Source organism: Pseudoalteromonas sp. GutCa3, from assembly GCF_002836155.1.
GTDB lineage: Bacteria > Pseudomonadota > Gammaproteobacteria > Enterobacterales > Alteromonadaceae > Pseudoalteromonas > Pseudoalteromonas arctica.
Genome location: NZ_PJBK01000075.1, coordinates 1 through 26,004 on the forward strand (window position 1 = coordinate 1; position 26,004 = coordinate 26,004).

The 26,004-nt window shown below is 39.0% G+C and carries 26 protein-coding genes and 1 pseudogene; 8 read left to right on the forward strand and 19 right to left on the reverse strand.

The features are described from left to right. The first annotated feature begins 281 nt into the window (after positions 1–281). On the forward strand, positions 282–761 hold the full coding sequence (locus CXF64_RS13300) for an RNA recognition motif domain-containing protein (RefSeq protein ID WP_007582860.1): 480 nt from the start codon (positions 282–284) through the stop codon (positions 759–761). Here CXF64_RS13300 and murI read toward each other — a convergent pair. Together murI and CXF64_RS13310 are read right to left on the reverse strand one after the other, a co-directional pair. Then, positions 724–1,524 carry a glutamate racemase gene (gene murI, locus CXF64_RS13305; RefSeq protein WP_007582858.1) on the reverse strand — a complete coding sequence of 267 codons (801 nt, stop codon included), beginning with the start codon at positions 1,522–1,524 and terminating at the stop codon, positions 724–726. The two genes, CXF64_RS13300 and murI, sit on opposite strands and share 38 nt — an antisense overlap. Before the next feature lie 65 nt (positions 1,525–1,589). Continuing rightward, positions 1,590–2,729 carry a DUF5610 domain-containing protein gene (locus CXF64_RS13310; RefSeq protein ID WP_007582856.1) on the reverse strand — a complete coding sequence of 380 codons (1,140 nt, stop codon included), beginning with the start codon at positions 2,727–2,729 and terminating at the stop codon, positions 1,590–1,592. Between the two features lie 162 nt (positions 2,730–2,891). Here CXF64_RS13310 and trmA point away from each other — a divergent pair, with 162 nt between their 5' ends. Next, positions 2,892–3,989 carry a tRNA (uridine(54)-C5)-methyltransferase TrmA gene (gene trmA, locus CXF64_RS13315; RefSeq protein WP_007582854.1) on the forward strand — a complete coding sequence of 366 codons (1,098 nt, stop codon included), beginning with the start codon at positions 2,892–2,894 and terminating at the stop codon, positions 3,987–3,989. A 66-nt stretch (positions 3,990–4,055) separates the two neighbouring features. On the opposite strand, the gene CXF64_RS13320 is transcribed toward trmA, so the two are convergent. From CXF64_RS13320 to ccoG, 4 genes are all read right to left on the reverse strand, one after another. Then, positions 4,056–4,694, reverse strand: a complete 639-nt coding sequence (locus CXF64_RS13320) for a thiol:disulfide interchange protein DsbA/DsbL (protein ID WP_010555409.1) — start codon at positions 4,692–4,694, stop codon at positions 4,056–4,058. A gap of 16 nt (positions 4,695–4,710) precedes the next feature. Then, entirely contained in the window at positions 4,711–5,334 is a 624-nt protein-coding gene (locus CXF64_RS13325; protein WP_007586563.1) for a thiol:disulfide interchange protein DsbA/DsbL, read from the reverse strand. A gap of 34 nt (positions 5,335–5,368) precedes the next feature. Continuing rightward, a complete protein-coding gene (locus tag CXF64_RS13330; protein WP_101217255.1) occupies positions 5,369–6,343 on the reverse strand; it encodes a serine/threonine protein kinase in 975 nt (324 codons plus the stop codon). An 86-nt stretch (positions 6,344–6,429) separates the two neighbouring features. Then, the gene (gene ccoG, locus CXF64_RS13335; RefSeq protein WP_007586568.1) at positions 6,430–7,860 is read right to left on the reverse strand and encodes a cytochrome c oxidase accessory protein CcoG; all 1,431 of its coding nucleotides are present in this window, start codon (positions 7,858–7,860) and stop codon (positions 6,430–6,432) included. A gap of 288 nt (positions 7,861–8,148) precedes the next feature. On the opposite strand from ccoG, the gene CXF64_RS13340 reads away from it, so the two are divergent. Together CXF64_RS13340 and CXF64_RS13345 are read left to right on the forward strand one after the other, a co-directional pair. Further along, complete coding sequence (locus CXF64_RS13340) at positions 8,149–8,508, forward strand: hypothetical protein (protein WP_007586569.1); 360 nt, start codon at positions 8,149–8,151, stop codon at positions 8,506–8,508. Further along, complete coding sequence (locus CXF64_RS13345; protein ID WP_007586570.1) at positions 8,508–8,714, forward strand: hypothetical protein; 207 nt, start codon at positions 8,508–8,510, stop codon at positions 8,712–8,714. The genes CXF64_RS13340 and CXF64_RS13345 overlap by 1 nt, the downstream gene beginning before the upstream one ends. A 27-nt stretch (positions 8,715–8,741) precedes the next feature. Here CXF64_RS13345 and CXF64_RS13350 read toward each other — a convergent pair whose 3' ends face one another. The 13 genes from CXF64_RS13350 to gspC form a co-directional block, all read right to left on the reverse strand. Further along, complete coding sequence (locus tag CXF64_RS13350) at positions 8,742–9,329, reverse strand: UPF0149 family protein (protein ID WP_007586574.1); 588 nt, start codon at positions 9,327–9,329, stop codon at positions 8,742–8,744. 22 nt (positions 9,330–9,351) lie between these two features. Next, positions 9,352–10,110 (reverse strand): type II secretion system protein N, encoded by a 759-nt coding sequence (locus CXF64_RS13355; RefSeq protein ID WP_007586576.1) that lies wholly within the window; start codon positions 10,108–10,110, stop codon positions 9,352–9,354. Positions 10,111–10,113: 3 nt separating this feature from the next. Next, a complete protein-coding gene (gspM, locus tag CXF64_RS13360; protein ID WP_010555411.1) occupies positions 10,114–10,587 on the reverse strand; it encodes a type II secretion system protein GspM in 474 nt (157 codons plus the stop codon). Next, entirely contained in the window at positions 10,584–11,792 is a 1,209-nt protein-coding gene (gene gspL / locus CXF64_RS13365) for a type II secretion system protein GspL (RefSeq protein ID WP_024591438.1), read from the reverse strand. Before gspL ends, gspM begins: the two co-directional genes overlap by 4 nt. After that, a complete protein-coding gene (gene gspK, locus CXF64_RS13370) occupies positions 11,789–12,778 on the reverse strand; it encodes a type II secretion system minor pseudopilin GspK (RefSeq protein WP_007586581.1) in 990 nt (329 codons plus the stop codon). Before gspK ends, gspL begins: the two co-directional genes overlap by 4 nt. Next, a complete protein-coding gene (gene gspJ, locus CXF64_RS13375) occupies positions 12,771–13,409 on the reverse strand; it encodes a type II secretion system minor pseudopilin GspJ (protein WP_024591436.1) in 639 nt (212 codons plus the stop codon). The genes gspK and gspJ overlap by 8 nt, the downstream gene beginning before the upstream one ends. Continuing rightward, a complete protein-coding gene (gene gspI / locus CXF64_RS13380; RefSeq protein WP_002962039.1) occupies positions 13,410–13,784 on the reverse strand; it encodes a type II secretion system minor pseudopilin GspI in 375 nt (124 codons plus the stop codon). Continuing rightward, a complete protein-coding gene (locus CXF64_RS13385; RefSeq protein WP_010555414.1) occupies positions 13,784–14,371 on the reverse strand; it encodes a pilus assembly FimT family protein in 588 nt (195 codons plus the stop codon). The genes gspI and CXF64_RS13385 overlap by 1 nt, the downstream gene beginning before the upstream one ends. Before the next feature lie 49 nt (positions 14,372–14,420). Next, positions 14,421–14,843: a type II secretion system major pseudopilin GspG gene (gspG, locus tag CXF64_RS13390; RefSeq protein ID WP_007586585.1), complete on the reverse strand. Its 423-nt coding sequence runs from the start codon at positions 14,841–14,843 to the stop codon at positions 14,421–14,423. Between the two features lie 81 nt (positions 14,844–14,924). Continuing rightward, positions 14,925–16,160 carry a type II secretion system inner membrane protein GspF gene (gspF, locus tag CXF64_RS13395; RefSeq protein WP_002962033.1) on the reverse strand — a complete coding sequence of 412 codons (1,236 nt, stop codon included), beginning with the start codon at positions 16,158–16,160 and terminating at the stop codon, positions 14,925–14,927. A 2-nt stretch (positions 16,161–16,162) separates the two neighbouring features. Then, positions 16,163–17,728, reverse strand: coding sequence for a type II secretion system ATPase GspE (gspE, locus tag CXF64_RS13400; RefSeq protein WP_101217256.1), 1,566 nt, complete (start codon positions 17,726–17,728; stop codon positions 16,163–16,165). Further along, positions 17,721–19,784 carry a type II secretion system secretin GspD gene (gene gspD / locus CXF64_RS13405; protein ID WP_101217257.1) on the reverse strand — a complete coding sequence of 688 codons (2,064 nt, stop codon included), beginning with the start codon at positions 19,782–19,784 and terminating at the stop codon, positions 17,721–17,723. Before gspD ends, gspE begins: the two co-directional genes overlap by 8 nt. Before the next feature lie 23 nt (positions 19,785–19,807). Further along, entirely contained in the window at positions 19,808–20,749 is a 942-nt protein-coding gene (gene gspC / locus CXF64_RS13410; RefSeq protein WP_024598237.1) for a type II secretion system protein GspC, read from the reverse strand. Between the two features lie 210 nt (positions 20,750–20,959). On the opposite strand from gspC, the gene hslR reads away from it, so the two are divergent. The 4 genes and pseudogenes from hslR (at position 20,960) to CXF64_RS13430 (ending at position 25,339) form a co-directional block, all read left to right on the forward strand. Then, a complete protein-coding gene (hslR, locus tag CXF64_RS13415) occupies positions 20,960–21,382 on the forward strand; it encodes a ribosome-associated heat shock protein Hsp15 (RefSeq protein ID WP_007586590.1) in 423 nt (140 codons plus the stop codon). A gap of 12 nt (positions 21,383–21,394) precedes the next feature. After that, positions 21,395–22,240: an Hsp33 family molecular chaperone HslO gene (gene hslO, locus CXF64_RS13420; protein WP_007586592.1), complete on the forward strand. Its 846-nt coding sequence runs from the start codon at positions 21,395–21,397 to the stop codon at positions 22,238–22,240. A 267-nt stretch (positions 22,241–22,507) separates the two neighbouring features. Then, entirely contained in the window at positions 22,508–24,046 is a 1,539-nt protein-coding gene (locus CXF64_RS13425; protein WP_101217258.1) for a phosphoenolpyruvate carboxykinase, read from the forward strand. Positions 24,047–24,229: 183 nt separating this feature from the next. Continuing rightward, positions 24,230–25,339: pseudogene (locus CXF64_RS13430) on the forward strand (PepSY-associated TM helix domain-containing protein). Positions 25,340–26,004: the final 665 nt, after the last annotated feature.

Sequence of the window (26,004 nt, forward strand, 5' to 3'; positions counted from 1 at the left end):
TGTTCCTGCCTCGCTATGCGTTGGCGTTTCCCGTCTCAGTGGGGTCGCATTATAGGGAGATCCGAAAACAGATCAACCCTTTTTTTAGATCTTTTTACTGTTCGAACAAAAATAGAACAAAACCATGTAAAACCATATGAAAACCTTCCTAAGATGATGCTTTTTTGTGCTCTTATTTATTATTTAATACAAATATCATTGCTATGTTTGATTTAGACGTTAAGATAGCAAGTTCACAATGTTAAATTAATGTTTATTTCCTGTTTATTGGTAGATCTAAAATGAAATTACCCGATCAAAAATCTTTTATCTTCTCTGTTATTCTTGCTGTAGTTGGTTTTGTTGTTGTTGAGTTCGCTTTAGGCGGCTTAGCTTTAAACCCTGCATTACTATTTGGTGCTGGTTTATTAATAGGTGCGATTGCTATTGCTGCAATGTCATCTGATGTGACTGAAGAAGCTGAAGTTAAAACAAAAACGCTTTATGTTGGTAACCTTCCTTATCGTGCAAACGAAGGTGTGGTTCGTGCATTATTTGAAGAACAAGGCAAAGTATTCAATGTTCGTTTATTAAAGGATAAGAATACTGGCAAGCGTCGTGGCTTTGGTTTTGTTGAAATGGCGCAAGCTGATGCAGACAATGCAATTGCTAACTTGAACGATAGCGAGTTCCAACAACGTACTTTAAAGGTACGTGAAGCAAAACAAAAACAAGAAGATGATTCTAATGCTCTACGTACTGAGACGGATCAGTCAGTGTAACTAGCTTTACCGCTAGCTTATTGCTAAACACATCAGCCGTTGCATAATATTGCAGCGGCTTTTTTATGTCTGTTAGTTTATTCACACAGAAGTTAAGTTGGTTAAGTAGGTAGTTGACTCTGTTTGCTATCGCTACACCTGAATCAAGTAATTTTACATTCCCTTCAAAATACTGACTAATAGGCTCTGCTAATATTGGAAAGTGCGTACATCCTAATACAAGTACATCTATAGTTTTATCTATATGTAGGTCATCAAGCACTTGATGCAACTTGTTTGTATCCAAAGACTCTGTAAAAAAGTATTGCTCAGCTAAAGTTACTAACTCCACACTGCTATATAGATTAACGGTTACATTACGAGCATGCTCAGTAATTAATGTTTTAGTGTATGAACTGGCGACCGTTGCCGGTGTGGCTAATAAGCCAATATGATTTGAACGTGTTAACTCTGCCGCAGGCTTTATTGCTGGCACAACACCTACTATAGGAATATCTGTCATTTGGCGAACAGCACTAAGTGCAGATGTAGAAGCGGTATTACACGCTATTACAATTAAATCAACATTAAGCGTATTAGCTTTGATGAAATGAATAAGTGAGCATAATCGGTTAATGATTGTTTTTTGGGATTGAGCACCATAAGGTAGTAATGCATTATCCATAAAATAACTGTACTGAGCATTGGGGATACTTTGCTTTATATGCTCAAGTACAGTAGTTCCACCAATACCTGAATCAAAGACCATTATATGCGCTGACAAACTACCGTTCCCACTTTACTTTAAGAACGGCAGTTTGCCATGAGGTATTTATAAAAGAAAGTAGTTTAACTTTGCGTGGTTTCTAAATCAGCAAGCTCGTCGGCTGCCGAATTTAACTGATTAAGGTTTTCGAACATAGACTTTGTGTAATCCACTAACTTATCTATTTGCTCCTGATCTTGATTTAACCATTGGAGAATGCCAGCTAGCTGATTTTGTAATCCAAGCTCACCCGCTTTTTCAAAAGCATTTTTAAGGTCATCATTAAAAGGAGCTAAACCCTCCGCTACTTGTTTTTCTGGTGCTGGTCTATATTCTTCATAGCTTTTAACTGTTGCTATTGTTTTTGTTTGGCGTAAATCCATAGAAAAAGCCACCAGCTGATCGCTGTCTAAACTCAGCTCTTGCGCTTGTTCAAATGCTTCATCTAAATCACCACCAAAAAAGGTTTTACTTAAATCTTGTAAGTCTTCCATCATTGCATTAATAGCTTCTTGCTCTTGCTCATTTAAGTCACCATTAACCGACATCGAAAATGATACCTGTCGAGATTGCGATGATGAGCTTGCAAACGACTCGCTATTACTGTTTTGCTGATAGCCACTTGCCGACTGAGATTCAAATGCATCTGCAAAGCTAATACTTACCTCGTCACCCTCTGCGGTGGTAAATTTATACTCTGCATTACTCGTCATACTGACATATTGAGCCTGGCTTATATTTACGCTGGCAGGTTGTGGGTTAAATAACGACTCTTCAAACTTATCGAGCCCATTGTAAATTCCCTCTTTGGACTTATTAATCCCCTCTTCCATGTCATCATTAAATACACCTGTACCTTTGAGTTCATCAACAGCGTCGTCAATCCCTATTTGGACTCCTTTGCGCGCGTCGCCTAACATATCTTTGAGCTTTTCGTCATCAGCGCCATTAGCTTTTGCTTTATTAACAGCACTACTCACAAAATCGAGTACGTTTTTTACTATTTCATCAAAATCAAATAGTGGTTTATCTGCTTTTTTTTCTGCGATAGGCAATCCAAGCTGCTCAGCCATTTTATCGCCAAGCACCTTTGCGGCCAACTCTCGGCCTCGTTGTTGATAGCTATCTTGAGGAGACGTAATTGTAGGTTGCTGTATATCAGCTTTATTATTGAATTTATTGATGTTGTTGTTTGGCGTAAAGCCATAATTACCTATTTTCATGATTCGTCTCCTAAGCGTGCGTAGTTTATTATCGGCTATAACAATAAAAACTAAAGTACAATGTTCAATAAAACAGCATAAATGCTAGCCAAAACTAGACAAATACGCAGCGCTCCCTACAATAGCGCCGATAAACAGATCTTAGATAAGGTAGTAGCGTTAATGGCAGTTATTAAAATAGATACCACACAGTACCAAACGCAGTTAAGTGAAAAAGAGCAGCGTATTAGTGCACAGTTCCAACGTTTTGGTGTGGAGCAACTAGAAGTATTTAGCTCAGAGCCAACTAACTACCGCCAACGTGCTGAATTTAGAGTATGGCACGACGGTGACGATCTGTTTCACATTATGTTTGATCAACAAACAAAAGAAAAAATCCGTGTTGATACATTTGATCCAGCAGCGCCTCTAGTTGGTGAAATAATGCAGGTGATGATTGAGCATCTTAAGCCTTGTGAAATATTACGTCGTAAGTTATTTCAAATCGATTACCTATCCACGCTAAGCGGTGAAATTTTAGTAAGCTTGCTTTATCACAAACCACTTGATGATGAATGGTTAAGTGAAATTAAAGCGCTTAAAGAAAAACTAAGCAGTAAATACAAAATTGACTTTATCGGTCGTGCTCGCAAACAAAAAGAAGTGCTGGGTGATGACTTTGTAACTGAGCGTTTAACAGTTAATGGTCAAGAGCTTATTTATCAACAAGTAGAAAATAGCTTTACTCAGCCTAATGCAAAAGTAAATATTAATATGCTGGAGTGGGCGCAAGATTTATGTAAACCACTTAAAAATGATTTATTAGAACTGTATTGCGGTAACGGTAACTTTTCAATTGCGTTAGCGGGCTGTTTTAATAAAGTATTAGCAACAGAAATATCAAAATCATCTGTTCATTCTGCTCAATACAATATTGCTAAAAATAACGTAGAGAACTTAGATATTATTCGTATGTCGAGTGAAGAGTTTACTCAAGCAATGAATGGCGAGCGTACTTTCTCTCGTTTAGACGGTATTGACCTTAAAAGCTATGACTGCCAAACCATATTAGTTGATCCACCGCGCGCGGGCATGGATGAATTAACGTGTGACTTAGTGGCTAACTACGAAAGCATAATTTATATATCGTGTAATCCTGAAACCCTTGAGCGTGACCTTGATCACCTAACACGTACGCACAACGTTAAGCGCTTTGCTATATTTGATCAGTTCCCATATACACATCACATTGAGTCGGGTGTTTTCTTGCAGCGCAAATAAATACGCTCAGTAAACGTTACCCATAAAAAAAGCTCCTTGTAGGAGCTTTTTTAGTTTTAGCTAAACTTACTTGTTAGCTAAGTAATTAATCAGTTTGCTAATATCTTCTGGTTCAGTAATACCCGACTCACGACCTAGGTTTAATTTATACTTACCATTTACAATAAATGTAGGTACGCCACGTAGTGCGCCTTTTTCTTTAAAGTAGTCTTGATCACGTTTCATTTTAGAGCTCAGCGTACGTACCGAGAAGCTTTTAAACAGCTTATCAAACTTATCGCCATCAACGCCCTGCGCTACAAATATATCTTTTACATCTGCAAGCTCATTAAAACTAGCGCGCTTTGTATGAATATGATTAAAGATTGCAGAGACAATTTTATCTTTTTGCGGAAGCACTTCTGCAGTAGCGAGTGCTTGGCTCATCATCTGTTGGTTTTCTGGGTCGCGTACACCTACAAAATCAACATGGCTCTTTTTAAATTTAACGTTTTTATCAAGCTTAGGCTTAAACTCACCAATTAGTGCTTCCATGTTATTACATGCAGGGCAGTAAAATGAGAAAAACTCTTTAATTTCTGGCTTTTTAGTTGCGCGCTCAGAAACAACGTCGTAATGCACGCCTTCTTCATACGTTGCTGCAAAGCTTGTTGCCGCCATAGGAAGTAGTACTGCAAGCAAACCTGCTTTAACTAATTTAATCATTATTATGCTCCGAAATTTATAGTGCTAATAAAAACGCTACTAACTCATCAAGTTCTTTTTGATTTTTGATGGTGTTGAGGTTTATTTTATATTTATCGTTAACAATAAAAGTAGGTACACCTGTAAGTGCGCCTAATTTTGAATATTTATTTTGTTTGTTTTGCATTGCTTGCTCAGCCGAAATAACAGGCATGCTTGCAATTTCTTGATCAAACGTTGCGCTATCAATACCGTTTACTTCAAGTAATTTTTTAACGTCTTTCATTTCAGTTAAAGGAGCACGCTGAACATGAATACTTTTAAAAATTTGATCGCTAATACTCTGCGCCTGACCATGCTGCTTAGCAATTAAGTAGGCAAAGCTTAAATTACTTTGTGCTTGTGGCGACACGCCACCTAAAAAGTTCACGTGGTTTTTAATAAACTCAGCGCCTTCTGGCAGGCCTTGTTCAATTGCTTTTGCTACTGGTTCAAACTTAAAACAATGTGGACAGTAAAATGAGAAAAATTCGGTTACTTGTGGTGATGTACTTTTGTCTACATCAATAACAGTGTATTGATTATCAACTTCAAACTGTGCAGCAAGTGCTGCAAATGGTAAACATAAAAGTAATAAACTCAGTTTTAATTTTTTAAGCATTTGTATCTCGTTGTACTTGTCTTTAAATAAAATATTACGGCAATAACTTTAACGGTGCTTCTTGCAGTGCTGCAAGTTGCTCCTTCAGTGCTAAAATTTGTTGCTCCCAGTATTTGTCATCAGCAAACCATGTAAAGTTCCGCACAAAGGCAGGATCGCTCCATCGTTTAGCTACCCATCCCATATAATGGATAATACGCATCGCTCGCAGCGGTTCAATTAATTTGAGTTGAGAGTGATCAAAATCACAAAACTCTTCATACGCATTCACAAGGGTGTCTAACTGTAACAGTTGCGTCGCTCTATCGCCACTGAGCATCATCCATAAATCTTGGATTGCAGGACCTTGGCGGCTGTCATCTAAATCAACAAACATGAGCGCATCACCTGCCCACAAAATATTACCAACGTGGCAGTCACCATGTAAGCGAATACTTTGCACATCTTTATACTGTTTTTGCGCCTGCTCTATCACTAAATCTAAAATAGTATAAAAGGCAGTATTTATTCCCATAGGCACTAAGTTACTTTTTTGAAGATGAACTTTGGCTGTATGTAAATACTCCTCGCAGGTAACTGTTGGCCTATAAGTAAAAGGCTTTGTTTTAGCTACTTGGTGCATACGGCCAATTAAACGCCCCATTACATCAAGTTGATCTAAGTTATCAACCTCAAATAAACGCCCGCCGACACTTGGAAACAACACAAACAAATAACCTTCGTGTTCAAACAAGCTTTTCCCATTATATAAAATAGGGGCAACAACAGGCACTTCCGCTTCTGCCAGTTCAAATGCAAAGTCATGCTCTTCTTGAATTTGCTCTTTACTCCAGCGCTCTGGGCGATAAAACTTCACTACGTAACGCAGACCATCATCGGCTTTAAATTGGTACACTCTGTTTTCATAGCTATTGAGTGCCAACAAACCAGATTCGGCGTACACACCTACGCTTTCTATTGCATCGAGTATTAGGTCAGGTGTTAAGTCAATAAAACTAAATTTACTCATATTCTTCTTATATAAAATAAAAAGCGGGTTATATACCCGCTTTTGTTAATTGCTATATCAACTTACCTATTTAAGGTAGGTTGTGATTATCGCGCTTTAAAAAAGTTACTCGACTGCGATATTGTCTCATCCGGCTCATCTACCGGTGAAAGCACAAAGTTAAACTCTGTCATCGACACCTTCAAATCATAAGGGTCCATTACAAGCGACAATGGCACATTATGAGATTGCCCTGCCTGCACAGTAAATGACTGCTTACCAATATACTTAAAGTTATCTAACCCTTGCACTTTAATATTAAAGGTTTGCTCGTACTGCGCTTTATTAATTACCTTTAATGTATAGGTGTTCTCTACTAAACCATCAAAATCGACACGATATAATTGATTTCGATCACGAATGATATCAAAGTCCATTGTTTTACGCAGCGCTATATTAGCTACAAGTGCTCCCGTAAGCACAACAAGTATGACCGTGTAACCAATGATTTTAGCTCGTAGTGGATTCGTTTTATTTTCTGGGGTTTCGAGGTTTCGCTCTGTCGTATATGAAATAAGCCCACGCGGGTATTCCATTTTATCCATTACGCCATCACACGCATCAATACATGCACCACAGTTAATACACTCAGCTTGTAACCCATTTCTAATATCAATACCTGTTGGGCACACTTGAACACACAAGTTACAGTCTATACAGTCGCCTAGCTCTAAATCTTCATGATCTACTTTACGTGAACGAGGACCACGGCTTTCACCACGGCTTTCGTCGTACGTTACAGTGTATGTATCTTTATCAAACATAGCTGATTGAAAACGAGAGTAAGGGCAAATGTGTAAACACATAATTTCTCGCATCCAACCGGCATTACCATAGGTACACGCAGCAAAGAAAATAATACTGACTAGTGCATAACCACCCACGTTAAACGTTACAAAATCAGGAAGTAACTCTCTGATTGGCGTAAAGTAACCCACAAAAGAAATAGCGGTATATAACGAAAACAATACCCAACTAGTATGCTTTGCCGTTTTACGCCAAAACTTATCAAAATTCATGGGTCTTTGATCGAGTTTTTTACGCTGATTAGCTGTGCCTTCAAGCTTTTCTTCAAACCAAATAAAAATAAAGGTCCAAACAGTTTGCGGACATGTGTAGCCACACCACACCCGTCCATAGAAGGTGGTCACTAAAAACAGCGCAAATGCTGCCAGCATAAAAATAAACGCTAATATGGTAAAATCTTGAGGCCATAGCGTTAAACCAAAAATATTGTATTTTTGACCAATTAGATCAAACAGTACTGCTTGCTGGCCGTTAAAATTAATCCAAGGAAGTAACATAAACGCAAGTAGGCCTAAAAAGCCAATGCGCTGCCTAAGTAATTGATGTAGGCCTTTTACGGCACGCACATAAATACGATTTCGGGGATTGAACCTATCATCTTGACGGCTTAAATCCGGTTTTTGGATTTTCACCTCTACAGGGATATTCTTTACTTTAATTTGCTTGTCCATCGAAGTTCCTCAACGCCGCTTGGAAATAAAAATCCAGCAATACTCAAGTACTCTATACTTAAAGCTAGCAAGTTACTTGCTAGGCAGATTTACTTTAATAAATTGCCTTCTCGAATACTTTCAGATATTTCAGAAATATCTGACTGCTGTTAACCATTATAACAATGTTGGTTAAAATTACTGGCATAGATCGCTAATAATTTATTCATCCCAGTTACTTGCTTTTAAAATGCAGTTTATTACACTGCATGGTAATTCAACCCTACTTAGATCAAGGTTTACGTATCCATGAAAAAATTTATTATTTTGGTAGTTGTGATCCTTGCCTTTTTTACAATCGATCATCCGCTTATAAAAGAACCTCGCGAAAGGTTATTAGGTGAAGGCATTGGTTTTTTAAGTGATGCAAGTAAGGTTAACAGAAGCCCTGCTGCAAATATGGCTAAAAATAGAATCAGCACTCAACTTAAATTGTCTGAATCTGAGGGTGAGTACGTAGAAAAAACGTTTACAACAGATGACTCTGTTCAGTTATTTCACCTACGCTATTGTCGTGAACGTGACTTAAACCTTTATTTTTATGGCGATCGTTTAAATACAGTATGTAAAATAGTGACTGAAGCATTAGAGCAAAAGCGAGCAAAGTAGTGGATTTTTCAGGATTAAATAAAAAAGCAAGCGACTCATTTCATAAACAACGCAATATGCTCAAGCAATTGGCACAAGGCAAAACGTTAAAGTGTGAGAAGTGTAATGGGGTTTTAACACTTAATTTAGCCACCAGTGAACCTGGTAAAGGCGTAGTAAAGTGCAAACAAGGCTGCACGGATATTATATTAGAGCTAGGCACTTAGATTAAACTAAGCGCCTGGTATTAATAATTACTCTTCCCAACTCTCGTCGGTTATCAAACCGCTATTAATTGCGACCACTTCAATTAGTTCAGCAAACCCTAATGCAAAGTCACCCATTGATTCATATTGGTACTGACACAAGGCTTCTATAGTCATGTTATTTTGTTTGGCAATCTGAGCTATTGCTAGCTGGTCAAGTGCAAAAAAGCTTAATGTACTTAACGCACTTTCTAATGCTTGTTTAAAGTCAGTGTCTAATTGCGGTGCATTTAACAAAGGCTCTGCGTAAGCTTTGGTTGCAACTAAGAAACCTTTACTCCATGACTTACAAAACTCAGCATCAAATGTGTTAGGTAATTTGTATCCTGTTTCAAATACTTGCTCACTAATTTTATGATATAGCGCCATAAATAAGAAAAGTACTTCTTCATCTAAATCATTAGCTGTATTTGGTAATATCTGCTCAAGCCACTCATGCACATCTAATGGATTGGGCGAACAAATAACGCCAAATAAATAGCCTTGGCTTTGTTGAAGGGTCATTGCTTGAGATTGGGTATTTAAAAATGTGCTGAGCTGCTTTGCGTGCAGCTCAGTAAATTGGGGTATTTGCATTAAAACTCTTTATATTCAAACATTAAAAGTTGAGCGGGTAACGACCTTGGCTATCTGGTCGGCCTAAAAATTTAACCGCATCATGTACATCTTTAGGTAAGCTAGCATCTGGTTTTACATAACCTGCCACACTAAAGTCGAAATTAGCTTTAAGTGTAGCATCTGCCTCAAGGCCAAGCGTATTATCTGGGTCAATTAATATAGCAATATCGCCCGACTTACAGCTTAACTTACCAGCCAGAGGGCCAATATTAAACCACCCATTTAAGCCTTGCACGTCAATATTAGGGCTCGCTATTTCACCTTTTAGTGAATCACAATAAGGTGCACCTGAGCTGTATTCATCAAGTTCTAAAATTACACGTCCTTTAGCGGTTACAGGTAGGGGAAGCTGCACGCGCTGCATTGCACGCTCTACTGTTGAGCGCACTAGGCCGTCAGTCACTTTAACTTCTTGATTAAAAAGCCCATAACTTACATCAGCATAACCCGAGATATCACTACGCTCTCGTGCATTACCAAACTTCACATTCGCATTTAGCTTGCCTGTAAATAACTTCCAGCCAGCAATGTCCCAGCGCACATTATTTAACTGTTCACCATCAAAACGAACTTGCATCATTTGACCTTGCCAAACAGTGCCTACAGTTTGGCCTACTTCTAATTGCTTTGGAAAGTACGGTTTTGCTATATCTAGTGCAATATGTGCTGGTAATTTAATAATACAAAACACAATAAAACTAATTAAAAAGACAGCCGATAACGTTATTATTTTTTTCATTAATTAATTCTCTAATACTAAACGGCTTACACGCACATAGCCTGATTTATCATCGCGGCTCAAATCTAAGTTTTCAATTTTTAAGCCATGCTGATTCACTAACTCATCTAACCACTCTATTAACTGATTAAATTCTACAGAGTCGAGCGTCAAACGTAGCGAATCACTACTTGGCTGCATTTTACTAATACTTATTTGATGGCGCCCACGTGTAGAATTAACAATTTGGCTTAAGTTTGCATTGCTAGCAACACTGGTGTTACCCGCAGCCTTTAGTTTAACAATACTGTCATCAACCCAAGCTAATAGCTCTTGTTGTTTAATTTGAGATTGCTGTGCCTTTTCTATCGCATTATTTAATGGTCGAAATATTCCCATTACTAAAACAAAAATAATAAACACGCCACCAGCGACCATTACCAATTGTTGTTCTTGCTCTTTAAGCGAGCGCCATTGTTGCATTAACTGCTTTTTCATACTGCACCTCGCAGTTTAATTTCACCAACGACATAATCACCGTCGTTATTTAAAGACCCTTGCTCAACAGTTAAACCTTGTTTTTCAAGTATGATTTTTACTTTACCAAAGGTTTGGAAGTCTTTAGCACGTGCACGAATGCGCAGCTCATTACGACGTTTGTCATAACGAAGTGTTTCAGGTGTAAATTCGCTGACTTGCGAAAATACATCAACCAAATTAGTCGTTAAGTCTAAAAAGCCCGACTCACTTGAGCCTTGCACTTTATCTAACGCGCCTTTAATTTGGCTTTTAATTAGATTGGGGCGAACTTTAGTTCCTGGAAATGCTTTTTGGTATCTGTCGACTACTTGAGCTTTAGCTACTTCTACTTGTGTATTAAGTTGGTGTAACTCAATAGCTTTTATTGTAATCGTAGAAACCAATGCAACACTTGCTATAATTGCGGCGCCTTTCCAGTAACCCCACCATAAAGCGCTTTGTTTTTTAAGCTGATACATACCTTGGCGTAAGTTAAAATTAACGCTATCTAACTGCTTTGCAAATAATGCTAGAGGTAAGTCGTACTCACTCGTTTGCGCTTGTAAGTTAACGCTTTCTGGAAACTGACTAGCTGGGCTAAAATGCTTAATATCAGGATTACCCATGGCTGTTAAGTAGCCATTTAACCAACTAGATTCAACCGCACCTATATGCCATTGCCCCTGCTTAAATAACCATTGGTTATTGAGCTCGATAGCGGTAACTGCGCCATCATCTGCAAGCGGTAACAACAAAGCATCGGGTAATATTCTGTATACTGATAGATTATGCTCTACAAATAATGCGAGCCATTGTTCAAACCATTCACGGTCTGTCATTGCTACACGAATTGCATGTTGCTCACCAAGCATTGTCGGCTGCGCTACTGCTATAAACAGTTCATCTACGTCACATGCTATATCTTCCTCCAGCATGTATGGCAATGCTTGCTCAAGCTTGCGATTCCATTTTGTTGGCAAAGCGACCGTTTTTAATTGCACTTGATCACTTGGTAACAACACAACAACTTCTCGGGTAAGTGCTTTTTCGCTTAGCTCACTTAAATGCTCTGCATTTGGTAACTCGCCACTGGCTATTATTTCTTGTTCTTGTGGTGAGTAAATTAACCAATTAAGCAATTCTTGCTCGGTTTGACCCGTGCGGATCAACAGTATTTCTGTCACTGTACGCCTCCAAATTTTCGCGCCAGTATCGTTACGTCACCGTCTTTAGCGTGCAGTAATGTGGTCATCGAAAAACGCAGGTCGACAAAATTTGCCTGCGTTTGTAATTTAAAATATTCGCTTTTAATACTAAATAAACTTTTGACTGAGTCGGTATTAGTACCGCCTTGTTGCTTCACCTGTTCAAAAAATTCATCAATGGTGTCAAAGCCAGTTTGCGGTCTTGCACCTATCACAGCCTCTGCACCAGATAAGCTCAAGCTTTCTATTAAGGCACTGAGTATAAGTGCTTGCTCTGGGATTAATGTATTTACGTTAATAGATAAAAGCGTACTGCCTGGTATTACACATACATATGGCAATACTTTTTCCATCACTAATGGGTTAAAGCCCTTAACCAAGCGTAATTCCGATGTTGATGCAAATAAACTATTGGCTGTCATATACGGAAAATCTCGTGATAAATACTCGTCTTCTTCTGCGCCTGAGCGATATGTAATACTGTCCTCGTCAAGCCAATCAAATACGCTATCTGCCATTGTCTCTTCTGATTCATCAGCAGGTAAATCTTCAATGTTTTCAAGTAATGCAAAGAGTGCTTTATGTGCAGGGTTTGTTTTACTTGCGCTATTTTCTTCTGGCGCTATGGCTAAAGCATTTAAATTTAAACATGCTTGTAAATCAGTAATTTTGCCACTTAACGTGCCGTTATCAACAGGGTATGAAGCATCACCTTGAGTTGCCCAAACTTGATCAAGTGTTGTTTTATCAGCATCATCTTTTTTACTTTGTATTAGCCCTTTAATAGCAAGCTCTTCTGCACCGTAGGCATACCATTTAGCTTGCTGGTGACCTTGCAAATTAGTACTTTTTTGCACTTGAACCATTAAATTAGCACTCATTTCTACTGCTAAAATAGCCGCTAATGCCACAATAAACAAAACAATAACAAGTGCTGCGCCGCGCGATGATTGCTGCTTAACCATTATTCACATCCGTACTTTGTGTAGCAACAACTTTGCCTTGCCCAGGAACTAAAAATACACGACGAATTGGCTCTGCTTCTATTTGTTTCAAAGTAACAGCAACCGCTTTAGGGAGAGCTTTAATTTCCCACTGTTCTTGCCATTCGTTTTTATCATCTAAAAACTCAAACTTAAGCTCTTCAACATTTTCTAGTACACGTTGAACTCGCGGTTCCATATTATCAAGCTGATCAACATAAACCCGATAAACACGCTCAAGGTTATCGTCTATCACTCTATAACCAACGGCTTGTAGTTCTGAACGTGGCAATAAATTAATTGGATTTATCCAGCCATCCCGTACAAACGCAATACCATCGTATTGGCTTTCTAAAACGTAACGACCAGCAAGTAAATATTGTTCTTGAACATCACCAGATTCGTTTCGTACTGCACGTTTGGTCATTTGGCTAAAATCTTGATCCATTAACCTAAATGTTGTTTGCAACCCATTTAACTCAGCAATTTTTTCATCGGAGGCATCTTTTGCTCTTGTTGTCGTCTCTAGTATTTGATGAGTAGCAATAATAACAAAAGCTAAAATACCCAGTGCTACCATAACTTCAAGTAATGTAAACCCGCGCTGCTTCACTTACTTTTTGCCTTTATTTAGATACGTTGATAACTCATATGCCGAATGCTCATATTTTTCATCCGTAAAAACATTTATGGTTAACTTAACAAAGCTTTTGTCAGCAGTGGCTGTTACTTCTTGCTGCCAAAACCATTCAACACCGCCCATTACTTCGCTGCCTTTAAGGTTATTTTTACCTTGCCATTGTTCGCCTTTAGTACGCTGTTCAATAATAACGTTTTCGGCGACCCAAGATGCATAGGTTTGCTCTTCAATAGTCGTTAAGTGGTGTATGTGCTCGCTTGTTGCTTGCATTGCAGCTATACCCGCCATGGCACAAATACTTAATGCCACTAATACCTCTAATAAGGTAAACCCTTTAGTGCGCTTCATTATTCTGGCTCTCGGCGAAAGTTTACTGGTGCAGCAAATTCACCTTCAATGTAATACACAGGCTCGCTTTGCTCTTTTAACTCTAATATAAGTTGAAACGCGCTTACCTCACCTGATGACAAAATAAGTACTTGTGGGATTTTCAACTTTTTAAGCTCAAGTAAGCTGTCTTCATCGCCGCCACTCATAAGTTCGCGCCAGTTAGATTGCTCTAAGAGATTATCTTGCGCCCACGCTAAATCTTCTAAGTTAAGAGTGAGCTTTAATCTTTCATCTAACTCTATTGGTTTAAAAAGATCTTCACGGTCAAAGGTAATCCACTTTTCACCATCGAAAACTAAATACTCTAACGTATTTTCTTCTACTAATAAGCCCAATTCAACTTGGTTTAAAATGGCAAATTCCGATGCCATGTTAATGGTGGTATGCAGCCTTAATGCTTGAGTATCTAACTCTTCCTCAGCACCGCCTTCTAAGCTATATACCACCATTTTTGTAGCAAAAGCGATGATCACTAATACCACTAAAATTTCTATTAAACTAAAGCCTCTGCTTTTTGCATGGCGCTGCTTAAGGCTTGCTTTCATAGCAAGCCTCTAGCATTAACATGTTCATACAAAGCAGTGTACTTAAGCATTATTGTTTTTCTTCGTCCCAGTTACCGATATCATCATCAGTACCTACTTCACCATCTGGGCCCATAGAAAAAATATCAAACTTGCCAATTTCACCTGGGCTAATTAGCTGATATAGATTACCCCATGGATCTTCTGGTAATTCATTAATAAAACCACCGTCAGGGAAACGTTTTGGAACCGGTTCAATGCTTGTTTGAGTAACTAGCGCTTCAAGACCTTGCTCTGTGCTTGGGTAGCTCTTATTTTTAAGCTTGTATAAGCTCATTGCATCTTCTAATTGCTGAATATCTAGATGCGCTTTATCGATAGCAGCCTCTTCTTGCTGACCCATAATGTTAGGTGCAACAATTGACATAATCATTCCGATGATAACCAGTACCACCATCACTTCTAGTAAAGAAAAACCTGATTGTTTATTCACGTAATTACCTCATTATTCTAAAAACATTAAGTAAAAATGGTTTAGGTAAAACCATTAATATATTTAAAAATTTATTCTAACTTAAAGTCCAACAGCTTTATTCATCGCCATTATTGGCTGCAATATTGCCATTACTATAAATAATACAATAACCGCCATTGAGGCGATCATCGCAGGCTCTAGTAGTTTAAGCGATACATTAACCATGCTCTCAAATTCGCGATCTTGGTTATTTGCAGCACGCTCTAACATTTGCTCTAGTTCACCTGATTTTTCACCACTTGCTATCATATGCAGCATCATTGGTGGAAACAACTTAGTTTGCTGAAGTGCAGCTCTTAAGCTTGCACCCTCGCTCACTCTATCGGATGCATCTGCAACCGCTTTTTTAATTTTTTCGTTAATTAATACACCGCCCGAGATACGCATCCCCTCGAGCAATGGTACCGAGCTTGACGATAAAATACTTAAAGTACGCGCAAAACGTGCGGTGTTAATACCACGAGCCACTTTACCTATACCTGGCATATGTAGTACTCGGTCATCCCACCAAAAACGTATTTTAGGCTGCTTAAGTGCATGCTTAATACCAATGGCTATAGCTGTAATAGCTATTAAACTAATAAACCAATAATTTTGCACAAAATGGCTGCCTGCCATAACCCATTCGGTTGTCCAAGGAAGTACTTGTTTTGTTTTTTCAAACGTTTTTAATATTTTTGGTACTACAGTACCAAGCAATACCGACACAATACCGATTGCAAATACCACTAAAATAATAGGGTAAACCATAGCCTGAGTTATTTGGCTACGCATATGTTGGCGCTGCTCGGTATAGTCGGCTAAACGATTAAGTACTTGGTCAAGGTGACCCGACTTTTCGCCTGCGGCTACCATTGCACGATATAAATCGTCAAAAACATGAGGAAACTCACTAAGGCCATCGGCAAGTGTGTAACCTTCAACCACTTTTGAGCGTACCGACATAAGCATACGCTTTAAACGCGGCTTTTCGCATTGCTCAGCAACCGCCATAACAGCGCCTTCAACAGGGAGTGCCGATTGAATAAGTGTTGCTAATTGCCTTGTAATTAGTGCTAAGTCTGAGGTTGAAATTGTCGGTTTAAAAAAGCCACCGAGTAAAGGGGCTTTTTCACCTTTGACTTGTTTATCACTTTGCGCCGCAGGGACAACTTCAAGCGGCGTAAGTTTTTGATCACGTAAAGTTTGGCGAATTTGTTTAGCTGTATCGGCTTCTAAAATGCCTTTTTTTTCTTTACCTCGGCCATCTAAGGCACGGTATTCAAACGCCGCCATAGTTAACCTTCCTCACGGGTAACACGCAATACTTCTTCAAGTGTTGTTTTACCTACAAGTACACGGCTACACCCATCTTGGCGAATACTTGGGCTGCGCTTACGAATGTATTTTTCTACGCTTTGCTCGCCTTTACCGTTGTGAATCATTTCGCGTATTGTTTCATCAACTACAAGTAACTCGTGAATACCCGTACGACCACGATAGCCATTAAAGTTACACTCTTCACACCCTACTGCTCGATAGATTGTCGGTTGGCTTTCAAAAGGAACCCCTAACAGCTGGCATTCATGCTCATCAGCCGTGTGACCTTCTTTGCAGGTATTACACAATGTACGTACTAGCCGTTGCGACAACACACCGAGTAACGACGATGAAAGTAAGAATGGTTCAACACCCATATCTTCCATACGTGTAATTGCACCCGATGCGGTATTAGTATGCAGAGTAGACATAACAAGGTGGCCGGTAAGTGACGCTTGAACACCAATTTGCGCAGTTTCAAGGTCGCGTATTTCACCCACCATTACTACATCAGGATCTTGGCGTAATATTGCACGTAAACCACGTGCAAATGTCATATCAACTTTTGCATTAACTTGTGTTTGCCCAATGCCTGGAATTTCGTACTCTATCGGATCTTCAACGGTAAGAATATTGCGATCGCGTGAGTTAATTTGGCTCATACCAGCATATAGAGTGGTACTTTTACCAGAGCCCGTTGGCCCTGTTACCAAAATAATGCCGTGGGGTTTACTAATTAAATCTGAAAACAATGCACGGTTTTCTGCGGTCATACCTAAATCTTCTAGATCTAAACGCGCGTTGTTTTTATCAAGTAAACGCAGTACCACACGCTCACCAAAGCTCGATGGCATTGTAGATACACGCACATCAACTGCACGCCCAGCAATACGTAAGCTAATACGACCATCTTGTGGGATACGTTTTTCGGCTATATCAAGCTTAGCCATTACTTTAATACGAGATACAAGTAACGATGCAAGTTTACGATTAGGCTTGAGTACTTCTTTAAGCACGCCATCGACCCTAAAGCGAATAACAAGCTCTTGCTCGAAGGTTTCGATGTGAATATCAGACGCGCCTTCTTTAATCGCTTCGCTAAGCATGGCATTAATAAGCTTGATTATTGGCGCATCATCGTCACCAGCCAGTAAATCTTCAGTTTGTGGGAGCTCATCAGCAAGTGAAAATAAATCAACCTCGTTGCCAATATCTTCCATCATTTGTTGCGTTTCAGAGCTATCACGTTGGTATGATGCTTCAAGCAATAGCTCAAATTTATCATCAGCCAATTGCTCAAGTGTAAAACCATGGCCTGCGATACGGCGTACTTCTAATAGTACTTCCACGTCTAGCTCACCACGGTAGTAAACTATACGGTGATCTTTGTTTTTACCAAGCAACACACCTGCACGTCTTGCATAGGAAAACGGCAAACGCTTTGCTGGTAACTCAACTAACACATCACTCGTTAATAGCTCATCCTGATTATGCGCTTTAGGATGAACCACATCTTGGTCTATCTCTTGAATCGCATTAGTCATCTTTACGCTCTTGTGCATTTTGTTTACGCAGAGACTCTTCATACGTAGGGGGAAGTACTAATTCGTCATTCCACTCAGGTAAAATAGGCGTATCAGTCATTGGCATTAACTCAATACCGTCTTCTTTTTGTTTAAACTGCTCACCACGAATAAAGTTATATTTATTAAAGCTTAACTTATTCATGCTTACACCATCACGAATAATGGTTGGGCGAATAAACACAATAAGATTACGCTTACGGCGCGTTGTATTCGTTGATCTAAACAAGTGGCCTAAAATAGGGATATCGCCTAATAACGGCACCTTAGAAACACTTTCTTGTACGTCTTCATCAATTAAGCCACCAAGTACAACCATACCGCCATCATCGGCCATAACCGTTGTTTTAATTGCGCGTTTATTAACTGAAATATCAACAGCAGTTGCACCACTTACGCTCGATACTTCTTGCTCAATAGTAAGCTGTACTGCAGAGCCATCGTTAATCTGTGGCGTAACTATCAGCTTAATACCTACTTCTTGACGCTCAACCGTTTGAAATGGGTTAGCATTATTACTGCCCGTTTGTGAGCCTGTAATAATAGGTACTTCTTGACCGACTAAAATAGAGGCTTCTTCGTTATCCATTGTAGTAATAGAAGGGGTAGCCAAAATATTTGAATTTGTATCAGTGGCAACAGCCTGAATAATTGCACCCCAATCATTTTTAACAACGCCCAGCGCTAAACCATTAATACCACTTAGCAATGAAGCAAGCGCATCATAATCACCCTCAGTCGTTTCATCGTAGCTAGTAACGGTTCCAGTTTCTGTACCAATAATGGTTTTAGTTACGGTTGTATCTTGTGCTTGCTCTGCAGCAACAGCTAATGACCCAACGGGAACCGTAGTGCCATTGTTAAACTGCAACATACCGCCCTGCTCAGAAATCCACTGAAGGCCTAAGTTAACTCCGTCACCTTCCATTACTTCAATAATAATAGCTTCAACTAGTACTTGGGCACGGCGAATATCAAGGCGTTCAATTACCGATTCTAGTGATCGCATTGTGTCTGGCTGTGCGGTGATAATTAATGAGTTTGAGTCTGGGTGAGACTCTATACTGCTTTCATTATTGCTTCTGCTACGGGTCTTAGTAGTACCGCCTTGTGCATCTTCAACAAGTGACTTACTAACACCTTGCAATACTTTGACTAAATCTTCAGCTTTAGCATAATTTAGGTAAAACACCTTGGTGTTACCTTGGCTTTCTAACTCACCGTCTAAGCGCTTAATGAGTTCAATAGCACGTGTACGGGCTTGGCCTTCACCGCTTACAATAACGCTATTAGTTCGGCCATCAGCCACAACTTTTGGAATTAAAAATTCAGGAACACTGCCTTTACCGCTGTCTTTATAAATATTGTCTACCACAGAGACAACATCATCTGCCGTCGCATATTTTAGCTTAACGATATCTACGCGCTTGTCACCCGCCTGATCAACAGAACGAATGATCTCAACTAAGCGATTAACCGATGCAGCATGACCTGTTAGCATCATTACGTTAGCCGCATTGAAGTTAGCAACGTGGCCGCCATCTTTTTGGTCGCTAAATTGACGAACTAGAGGACCAAGCTCCTGCACGCTTACATTTTTAACACGTACAACACGTGTAATCATCATGTCGCCGCTAGCTTCATTACCTTCGTCAATAAGTGGCACATTTGATTTTTTAGCGTCAGAGCTTTTTTCTACCTTAATTATGCCATTGTCCATTTCAACAGCTGAGTAGCCATAAACTTCTAATACATTTAAGAAGAACTGATAATAAAGTGCTTCGTCCATTAACTCATAACTGCGAACATTTACCTTTCCGCGCACGTTAGGGTCAATAATTACTGTTTTATTGAGATTTTTACCAACAATATTAATAAACTCGTTGATATCAGTGCCTTTAAAGTTAGCAGCATATTCAACAGCAGAAACAGACAAAGAAATACTTGCCGCCAAAAAAAGTGCCGCGTACTTAGCTAACCCTTTTTTAATTTTTTTGAGGTGTAGCACCTGAACCATTATATTAAAACTCCAAAGCTAAATTATTGCAGACTAAATTGCACATCAATTTGTTCACCATCACGTTCTATAGTGATATTGGCATCTGTACTATTACGCAGCTCGTTAATAGCTGACATAGCCTGTTTTAAATCTGTTAATTGATAGCCATTTATAGAAATAGCCAAATCGTTATTTTTTAATCCCATTTGCTTAAACAGTTCAGGTTCTTTACCTGGACTTAAGCGATATCCAATTAGTTCACCATCATTCATAGCCTGTGAAACACGTATATAGTCAAATAACTTGCCCGGCTCTTCGAGTAACTCTTCACGTGTTTCTATAATTGCTTCTTTAACGTCTGGGTCTGCGGTGGCGTCTATTTGTAATTCACTTGGCTCTAATTTTTGCGGACCCATTTCGGCATCGTCACGCGCAGCGAGTACAGGCATAGATACTTTTTTACTAAAATCGAGCCCATCAAGCATTAATGTTTCAAAACCTCCATTAATACCTAAAATAACACGATCAGGCAGTATCTGCGCTACTTCAGCGCGCGTGCCAAGTACAACTTCTTCAACAAGGTAGCTTACTTGCTTACCTTGTGATTCAATAATTGCTATGCCTGCTTGGTCATCATTATTAACAGCTACAATACCGGTTAAATTAATACTTAGGCGTGTTTCTGGCGCATTATTTATAACCTGCGATTGTTTTGCAGTATTATTGTTGTTTGTTACAGTTTTTTTACCAAATAAAAATTGCTCAATAATATGCTGCGCTGAGTTATTGCTCGCACCAGATGGCTGATTAGCATAATGAGTAGGAGTAAGTAGAGTTACTGGTGGTTTCGGCCATAAAAGCCAGACAAGCTTTGATAATAAAAATGCAAGATAAACAACAACTAACAGTGTCACTAATGCACTTAATTTAGCATGCGGTAACCGCGTTAAAAATTGTTTTAGTTGTTGGATTTGCTGTTCCATAAATAGTGTTCTTATTTTAATTTACTGCGTTAGCGCGTACCCATAGTACCCTTTCATTTTTCTTTCAACAAGCACACTAATATTAAACTTTGTAAACAGATTAAATTAACTTTACATAACAGTACAAAAAGTAAACGGCTGTTGTAATACCTTCATCCTATGATGATTTCATGATAAATTTTAAGCTATAAAAACGTGGGGAAATGCCTTATGAGTAAAAAAAGTAATGCTAATACCAGCTCAGACCCTGTAGATGGGTTAAAAGTTCGATTAGATAAATGGTTATGGGCTGCGCGATTTTATAAAACTCGTGCAGTTGCACGCGAAATGGTGCAAGGCGGCAAAGTACATTATAATGGGCAACGTACAAAAGCGAGTAAAATAGTAGACGTTGGCGCAAAAGTAAAACTGGCTCAGGGCGTAGATGAAAAGCTGATAACTATACTCTCAGTGCTTGAAAAACGTCAAAGCGCCCCCATTGCACAGACCATGTATCAAGAATCTGATGCAAGTATTGCTAAACGCGAAGAGAACAGCATCGCACGCAAAAATAACAGCTTTTTTGCTCCTCATCCGGATAAAAAACCGGATAAAAAGCAAAGACGCGAACTTTTAAAAATGAAATCAAGTTAGGTATAGCCGCTCATGCAACAAGATTTACTTCACCGTTATTTATTCAACGAACTAGATGTTCGTGGCGAACTCGTACAAATCGAGAATGCTTATAATGAAATGATTGCCGACCATAATTACCCAGACCCTGTTAAAGCATTACTAGGTGAGTTACTTGTTGCAACCTGTTTATTAACCGCCACTTTAAAGTTTGAAGGTGAAATTGCAGTACAGCTTCAAGGTGATGGCCCAGTTAAATATGCAGTTATAAATGGTGATGATAAACAAAACATGCGTGGTATTGCACGCCTGCAAAGCGAAATTACGGGCACAACTGTAAAAGAGCTTATTGGTCAAGGCTATATGGTGATCACTATTACACCAAGTAAGGGTGAACGTTACCAAGGTATAGTTCCGCTAGAGCATGATACTCTGAGTGAATGTATCGAAAGTTACTTTGAGCAGTCAGAGCAATTAAAAACACGCCTTTGGTTTGCAACCGACACAACAGAAGGTAGCGCAAAAGCATGTGGTCTATTTTTACAAGTACTCCCAGTTGATAAACAAAAATCAATTGAAGACTTTGCACACCTAGAAGCATTAAGTAACACCATTAAAGATGAAGAACTATTACACCTTGATGCTAATACTGTCCTTACACGCCTTTATCACGAAGATAATCCTCGCGTATTTGAACCTCAAGCGATTAAATTCAAATGTGGTTGTAGTCGTGATAAGACAATTACTGCACTTGTTAATATTGGACAAGAAGAACTACTCAAAGACGTAGCTGAAAAAGGGTCTGTTAATATTAACTGTCATTACTGTTTAAAAGAGTATGTTTTTAACGAACAAGATATAAAAAGCATTTTCAACTAAATGTTCAGCTTCATCTATATATAGTAATTAAAGCCGCAAAATATGCAGTTTTATATTATAAAAAGATGATACCGGTGTCATCTTTTCTGCTAATTTCATGACACCGGTATCATTGAAATTATTCATGTTTTTTCTTAAATATATGTGTTTTTAGAGGCTTTACGGGCTCGAATATCTTAAAACCTTCTGTTACTATAATTTCAGTTTAAGGGCACTGATAACCCCAGAGCTATCCGTTCAAACTCTCACACATAGTTAGGTATAAACATGACTACAGGCGCTACACGTTTTGTCGATTTAACCGCAGCTGAACTTGTCGAGCATGCGATCCGCCGTGGCGAAGGTACTTTAGCCGCAAATGGTGCTTTTGTTGCAATTACAGGAAAACGAACTGGTCGTTCACCAAGAGATCGTTTTATTGTACAAGAAACAACAACTCAAAATGATATTCAATGGGGCAACGTTAATCGTCCATTTGATGCAGACAAATTTGACGCATTATGGGCTCGCGTAGAATCACATGTTCAAAGTAATGACCACTTCACCTCTCACCTAGAAGTTGGCGCAGACCCTGAGCATTATCTACCTGTAGTTGTAACTACAGAAACAGCGTGGCACCATATTTTTGCCAAAAACATGTTTATCGAACCGCAGAACTATAACGCTTCAAACTTACCACAATGGCAAGTAATGAACGTTCCTTCGTTTGTATGTGAGCCAGAACGTGATGGCACAAATAGCGATGGCACCGTCATTATTAACTTTGCGCAGCGTAAAGTATTACTAGCAGGTATGCGTTACGCCGGTGAAATGAAAAAATCGATGTTTTCTGTACAAAACTTCCTACTACCAGCAAAAGGTGTATTACCAATGCACTGTTCTGCTAATGTTGGTGAAGCAGGCGATACAGCATTATTCTTCGGTTTATCTGGTACGGGTAAAACAACACTTTCAGCAGATCCTACTCGCTTTTTAATTGGTGATGACGAACATGGTTGGGCACCTGGAAGCGTGTTTAATATTGAAGGCGGTTGTTATGCTAAATGTATCGACCTGTCACAAAAGAATGAACCTGTAATTTGGAATGCTATCCGCTTTGGCACTATTTTAGAAAATGTAGTGTTAGATGAAAAAGGCGTTCCAGATTTTAACGATACTAGCCTTACTCAAAATAGCCGTGCAGCATATCCACTTGAACACGTTGAAAAACGTAAAGTAGAAAACCGCGCAGGAGAACCTAAGGCTGTTGTATTTTTAACTTGTGATGTAAGCGGTGTATTACCACCCGTTTCTATACTTAGCGAAGAAGCTGCTGCTTTTCACTTTTTAAGTGGATACACAGCAAAAGTTGGTTCTACTGAGATTGGTTCAACTAGCGATATTGAATCAACATTTTCGACATGTTTTGGCGCACCATTCTTCCCACGCCCTGCTGGTGTTTACGCTGAGCTTCTTATGAAGCGTGTACGCGAGTTTGGCGCTAAAGTGTACCTTGTGAATACAGGTTGGACTGGCGGCCCTTACGGCACAGGTAAACGTTTTGATATCCCAACTACTCGTGCAGTAATTGATGCAATCGTATCTGGTAAATTAGCGGGTGTTGAAACTCAGCACATTGATGTTTTAAACCTAGATGTACCGGTAGCAGTTCCAGGTGTAGATACTAACTTACTTAACCCAATTAATACGTGGGAAGACAAAGCTAAGTACAATGAATATGCAGCAAAACTTGCCGCAGACTTCACTGAAAACTTTGCTAAGTATGACGTATCAGACGATATAAAAAATGCAGGACCTAAAGCTTAAATAAGCTTCAAGCTTGTACTTTAACGCCAGCCAAGAGCTGGCGTTTTACTTTCTAAATACCTAATTTAATAAGTGCGACAAAATGCCGCACAACTCATATCAAAAAACCATATAATATACCGCGTAATTAATCATTCTTTAATGCCCAATAAACCTGCATTACTCATTACGACTATTTAATTAATGACACTAAAGCTTTCATGGCGAAAAATATTCAGGCGGTTACATTTATACTTAGGGCTCTCGGTAGGTGTTTTACTTGCTATTATTAGCCTTTCTGGCTCCGTATTAGTTTATTACCCACAAATAGACTCACTGTTAAATCCAATTAATGACACTACCACTAATACAAAACCACCTAATTGTGATCAAGCATATAATACGCTAAGAGCCAATTTTCCTATAAAACTAGGGCCATAGCGATTAGAAAACACAGGTGTGAACTCAATTATACCCGCACGCTACTACAATCCCATAGAAACAAAAGAGCAAGGCTTTGCTCCCTTAATGGTATGGCTATCTAGCAGTAGTGATAAAGTAATACGTAAAAACTATTGGGGAAAATACTTAGTAACTTGGATGTACAACTTACATTTTTCATTACTAACAGGAGCAACGGGCACTCTCGTTGTTGGCTATATAGGCATAGCCTCAATAGTTCTTCTTATCTCTGGATTCTTTGCTTGGTTTCCAAAGCCTGGGCAGTGGGTAAAGACACTAAAATTTAAATCTCGTAGCTCTAAAATAGGTTTGCTATACGACTGGCATAAACTAATTGGTTTAACCTTCTGCATACCGCTACTAGCTTTAACTGTTACAGGTGTTATGCTCGCTATTCCAAAACAAACAGATCCTATATTAATAGCCCTAGTTGACGATATAAACTCCCCACCAAAAACACAAATACAGCCTTGTAAACAATTCAATATTCCTTTATCGCAAGCAATACTAATAGCACAAAAAGCATTACCGAGTGCGCGTTTAGCTTGGATTGAAACACCCTCAAACTTAAATGCTATTTACAGATTTAGATTTCAAACTGTAGACGATCCTTCGTATCGCTTCCCACATAGCTATATAGAAGTTAATGCACTTACAGGAAAGTTAGAGAGCGTGTTTAATATAGATAAGCAAAGTACGGCTAGTAAAATAAAAAACTGGATACACCCTCTACATGACGGCAGCATTGGCGGTAACATTTTAAAAGTCATTTGGGTGCTGAGTGGCTTTGGACCTGCTGCATTGTTCTTTATTGGCGTATATAGGTGGTTAGTTAGAACCAAGAAAATATAAAAATAAAATAAACTTTACGCCAATCTCCCTAGTTAAATGATCTATTTGAGGACAAAAATTTCTTTATTTCGTTGTTCTCGCCAATTACTCCTAAGTTGCTCAACCTTCTGTATCCATGCAATCGTATATCAGAAATTTCTAACGCAATTAACGTCAAGTTCAATCCACCAAATTGATTAGGTATTATTGCCGATTAGTATAATTATCAGGTATGTGTATTTATTCTGCACGCGCTAAAACTACAGTTAGTTACAGATGTAATGCGGTAAATCACTTAGGTAAACTTAGCGCACAATAGTGCCACCCAATTAATTGCTTACTAGTGTCTGTAAATAAGGCTATATACCTAATGGGAATGTCTAATAGGCTACTGAATAGTTAAAGCAAGGCTCTTTACAATGTGAAGCCTGCGTAATGTCACGATACCCACAGCGGTGGAGAGTCACGTAGTAAATGCTAATTTATTGGCCGACTGAGATATTAAGGGATTTTGCTGTGATTTTAACGTCGGGAGTCGCTACGCTCGGCCGACCTACGTGATGTGTGTTGATGTGAGTGTGTGTTAATTGCGCGCATTTCACTTTTCTGCAGACGTAAAAAAGCCCGAATCGTTAGATCCGGGCTTTCTACAATTTGAAGCCTGGTAATGTCCTACTTTCACATAG

What these genes read in the sequence shown, in the direction of transcription:
- CXF64_RS13300 (WP_007582860.1), top strand. Translation starts at nt 282, where the DNA reads ATGAAATTACCCGATCAAAAATCTTTTATCTTCTCTGTTATTCTTGCT.
- CXF64_RS13310 (WP_007582856.1), bottom strand. Translation starts at nt 2,729, where the DNA reads ATGAAAATAGGTAATTATGGCTTTACGCCAAACAACAACATCAATAAA.
- trmA (WP_007582854.1), top strand. Translation starts at nt 2,892, where the DNA reads ATGGCAGTTATTAAAATAGATACCACACAGTACCAAACGCAGTTAAGT.
- CXF64_RS13320 (WP_010555409.1), bottom strand. Translation starts at nt 4,694, where the DNA reads ATGATTAAATTAGTTAAAGCAGGTTTGCTTGCAGTACTACTTCCTATG.
- CXF64_RS13325 (WP_007586563.1), bottom strand. Translation starts at nt 5,334, where the DNA reads ATGCTTAAAAAATTAAAACTGAGTTTATTACTTTTATGTTTACCATTT.
- CXF64_RS13330 (WP_101217255.1), bottom strand. Translation starts at nt 6,343, where the DNA reads ATGAGTAAATTTAGTTTTATTGACTTAACACCTGACCTAATACTCGAT.
- ccoG (WP_007586568.1), bottom strand. Translation starts at nt 7,860, where the DNA reads ATGGACAAGCAAATTAAAGTAAAGAATATCCCTGTAGAGGTGAAAATC.
- CXF64_RS13340 (WP_007586569.1), top strand. Translation starts at nt 8,149, where the DNA reads ATGAAAAAATTTATTATTTTGGTAGTTGTGATCCTTGCCTTTTTTACA.
- CXF64_RS13350 (WP_007586574.1), bottom strand. Translation starts at nt 9,329, where the DNA reads ATGCAAATACCCCAATTTACTGAGCTGCACGCAAAGCAGCTCAGCACA.
- CXF64_RS13355 (WP_007586576.1), bottom strand. Translation starts at nt 10,110, where the DNA reads ATGAAAAAAATAATAACGTTATCGGCTGTCTTTTTAATTAGTTTTATT.
- gspM (WP_010555411.1), bottom strand. Translation starts at nt 10,587, where the DNA reads ATGAAAAAGCAGTTAATGCAACAATGGCGCTCGCTTAAAGAGCAAGAA.
- gspK (WP_007586581.1), bottom strand. Translation starts at nt 12,778, where the DNA reads ATGGTTAAGCAGCAATCATCGCGCGGCGCAGCACTTGTTATTGTTTTG.
- gspI (WP_002962039.1), bottom strand. Translation starts at nt 13,784, where the DNA reads ATGAAGCGCACTAAAGGGTTTACCTTATTAGAGGTATTAGTGGCATTA.
- CXF64_RS13385 (WP_010555414.1), bottom strand. Translation starts at nt 14,371, where the DNA reads ATGAAAGCAAGCCTTAAGCAGCGCCATGCAAAAAGCAGAGGCTTTAGT.
- gspF (WP_002962033.1), bottom strand. Translation starts at nt 16,160, where the DNA reads ATGGCGGCGTTTGAATACCGTGCCTTAGATGGCCGAGGTAAAGAAAAA.
- gspE (WP_101217256.1), bottom strand. Translation starts at nt 17,728, where the DNA reads ATGACTAATGCGATTCAAGAGATAGACCAAGATGTGGTTCATCCTAAA.
- gspD (WP_101217257.1), bottom strand. Translation starts at nt 19,784, where the DNA reads ATGGTTCAGGTGCTACACCTCAAAAAAATTAAAAAAGGGTTAGCTAAG.
- gspC (WP_024598237.1), bottom strand. Translation starts at nt 20,749, where the DNA reads ATGGAACAGCAAATCCAACAACTAAAACAATTTTTAACGCGGTTACCG.
- hslR (WP_007586590.1), top strand. Translation starts at nt 20,960, where the DNA reads ATGAGTAAAAAAAGTAATGCTAATACCAGCTCAGACCCTGTAGATGGG.
- hslO (WP_007586592.1), top strand. Translation starts at nt 21,395, where the DNA reads ATGCAACAAGATTTACTTCACCGTTATTTATTCAACGAACTAGATGTT.
- CXF64_RS13425 (WP_101217258.1), top strand. Translation starts at nt 22,508, where the DNA reads ATGACTACAGGCGCTACACGTTTTGTCGATTTAACCGCAGCTGAACTT.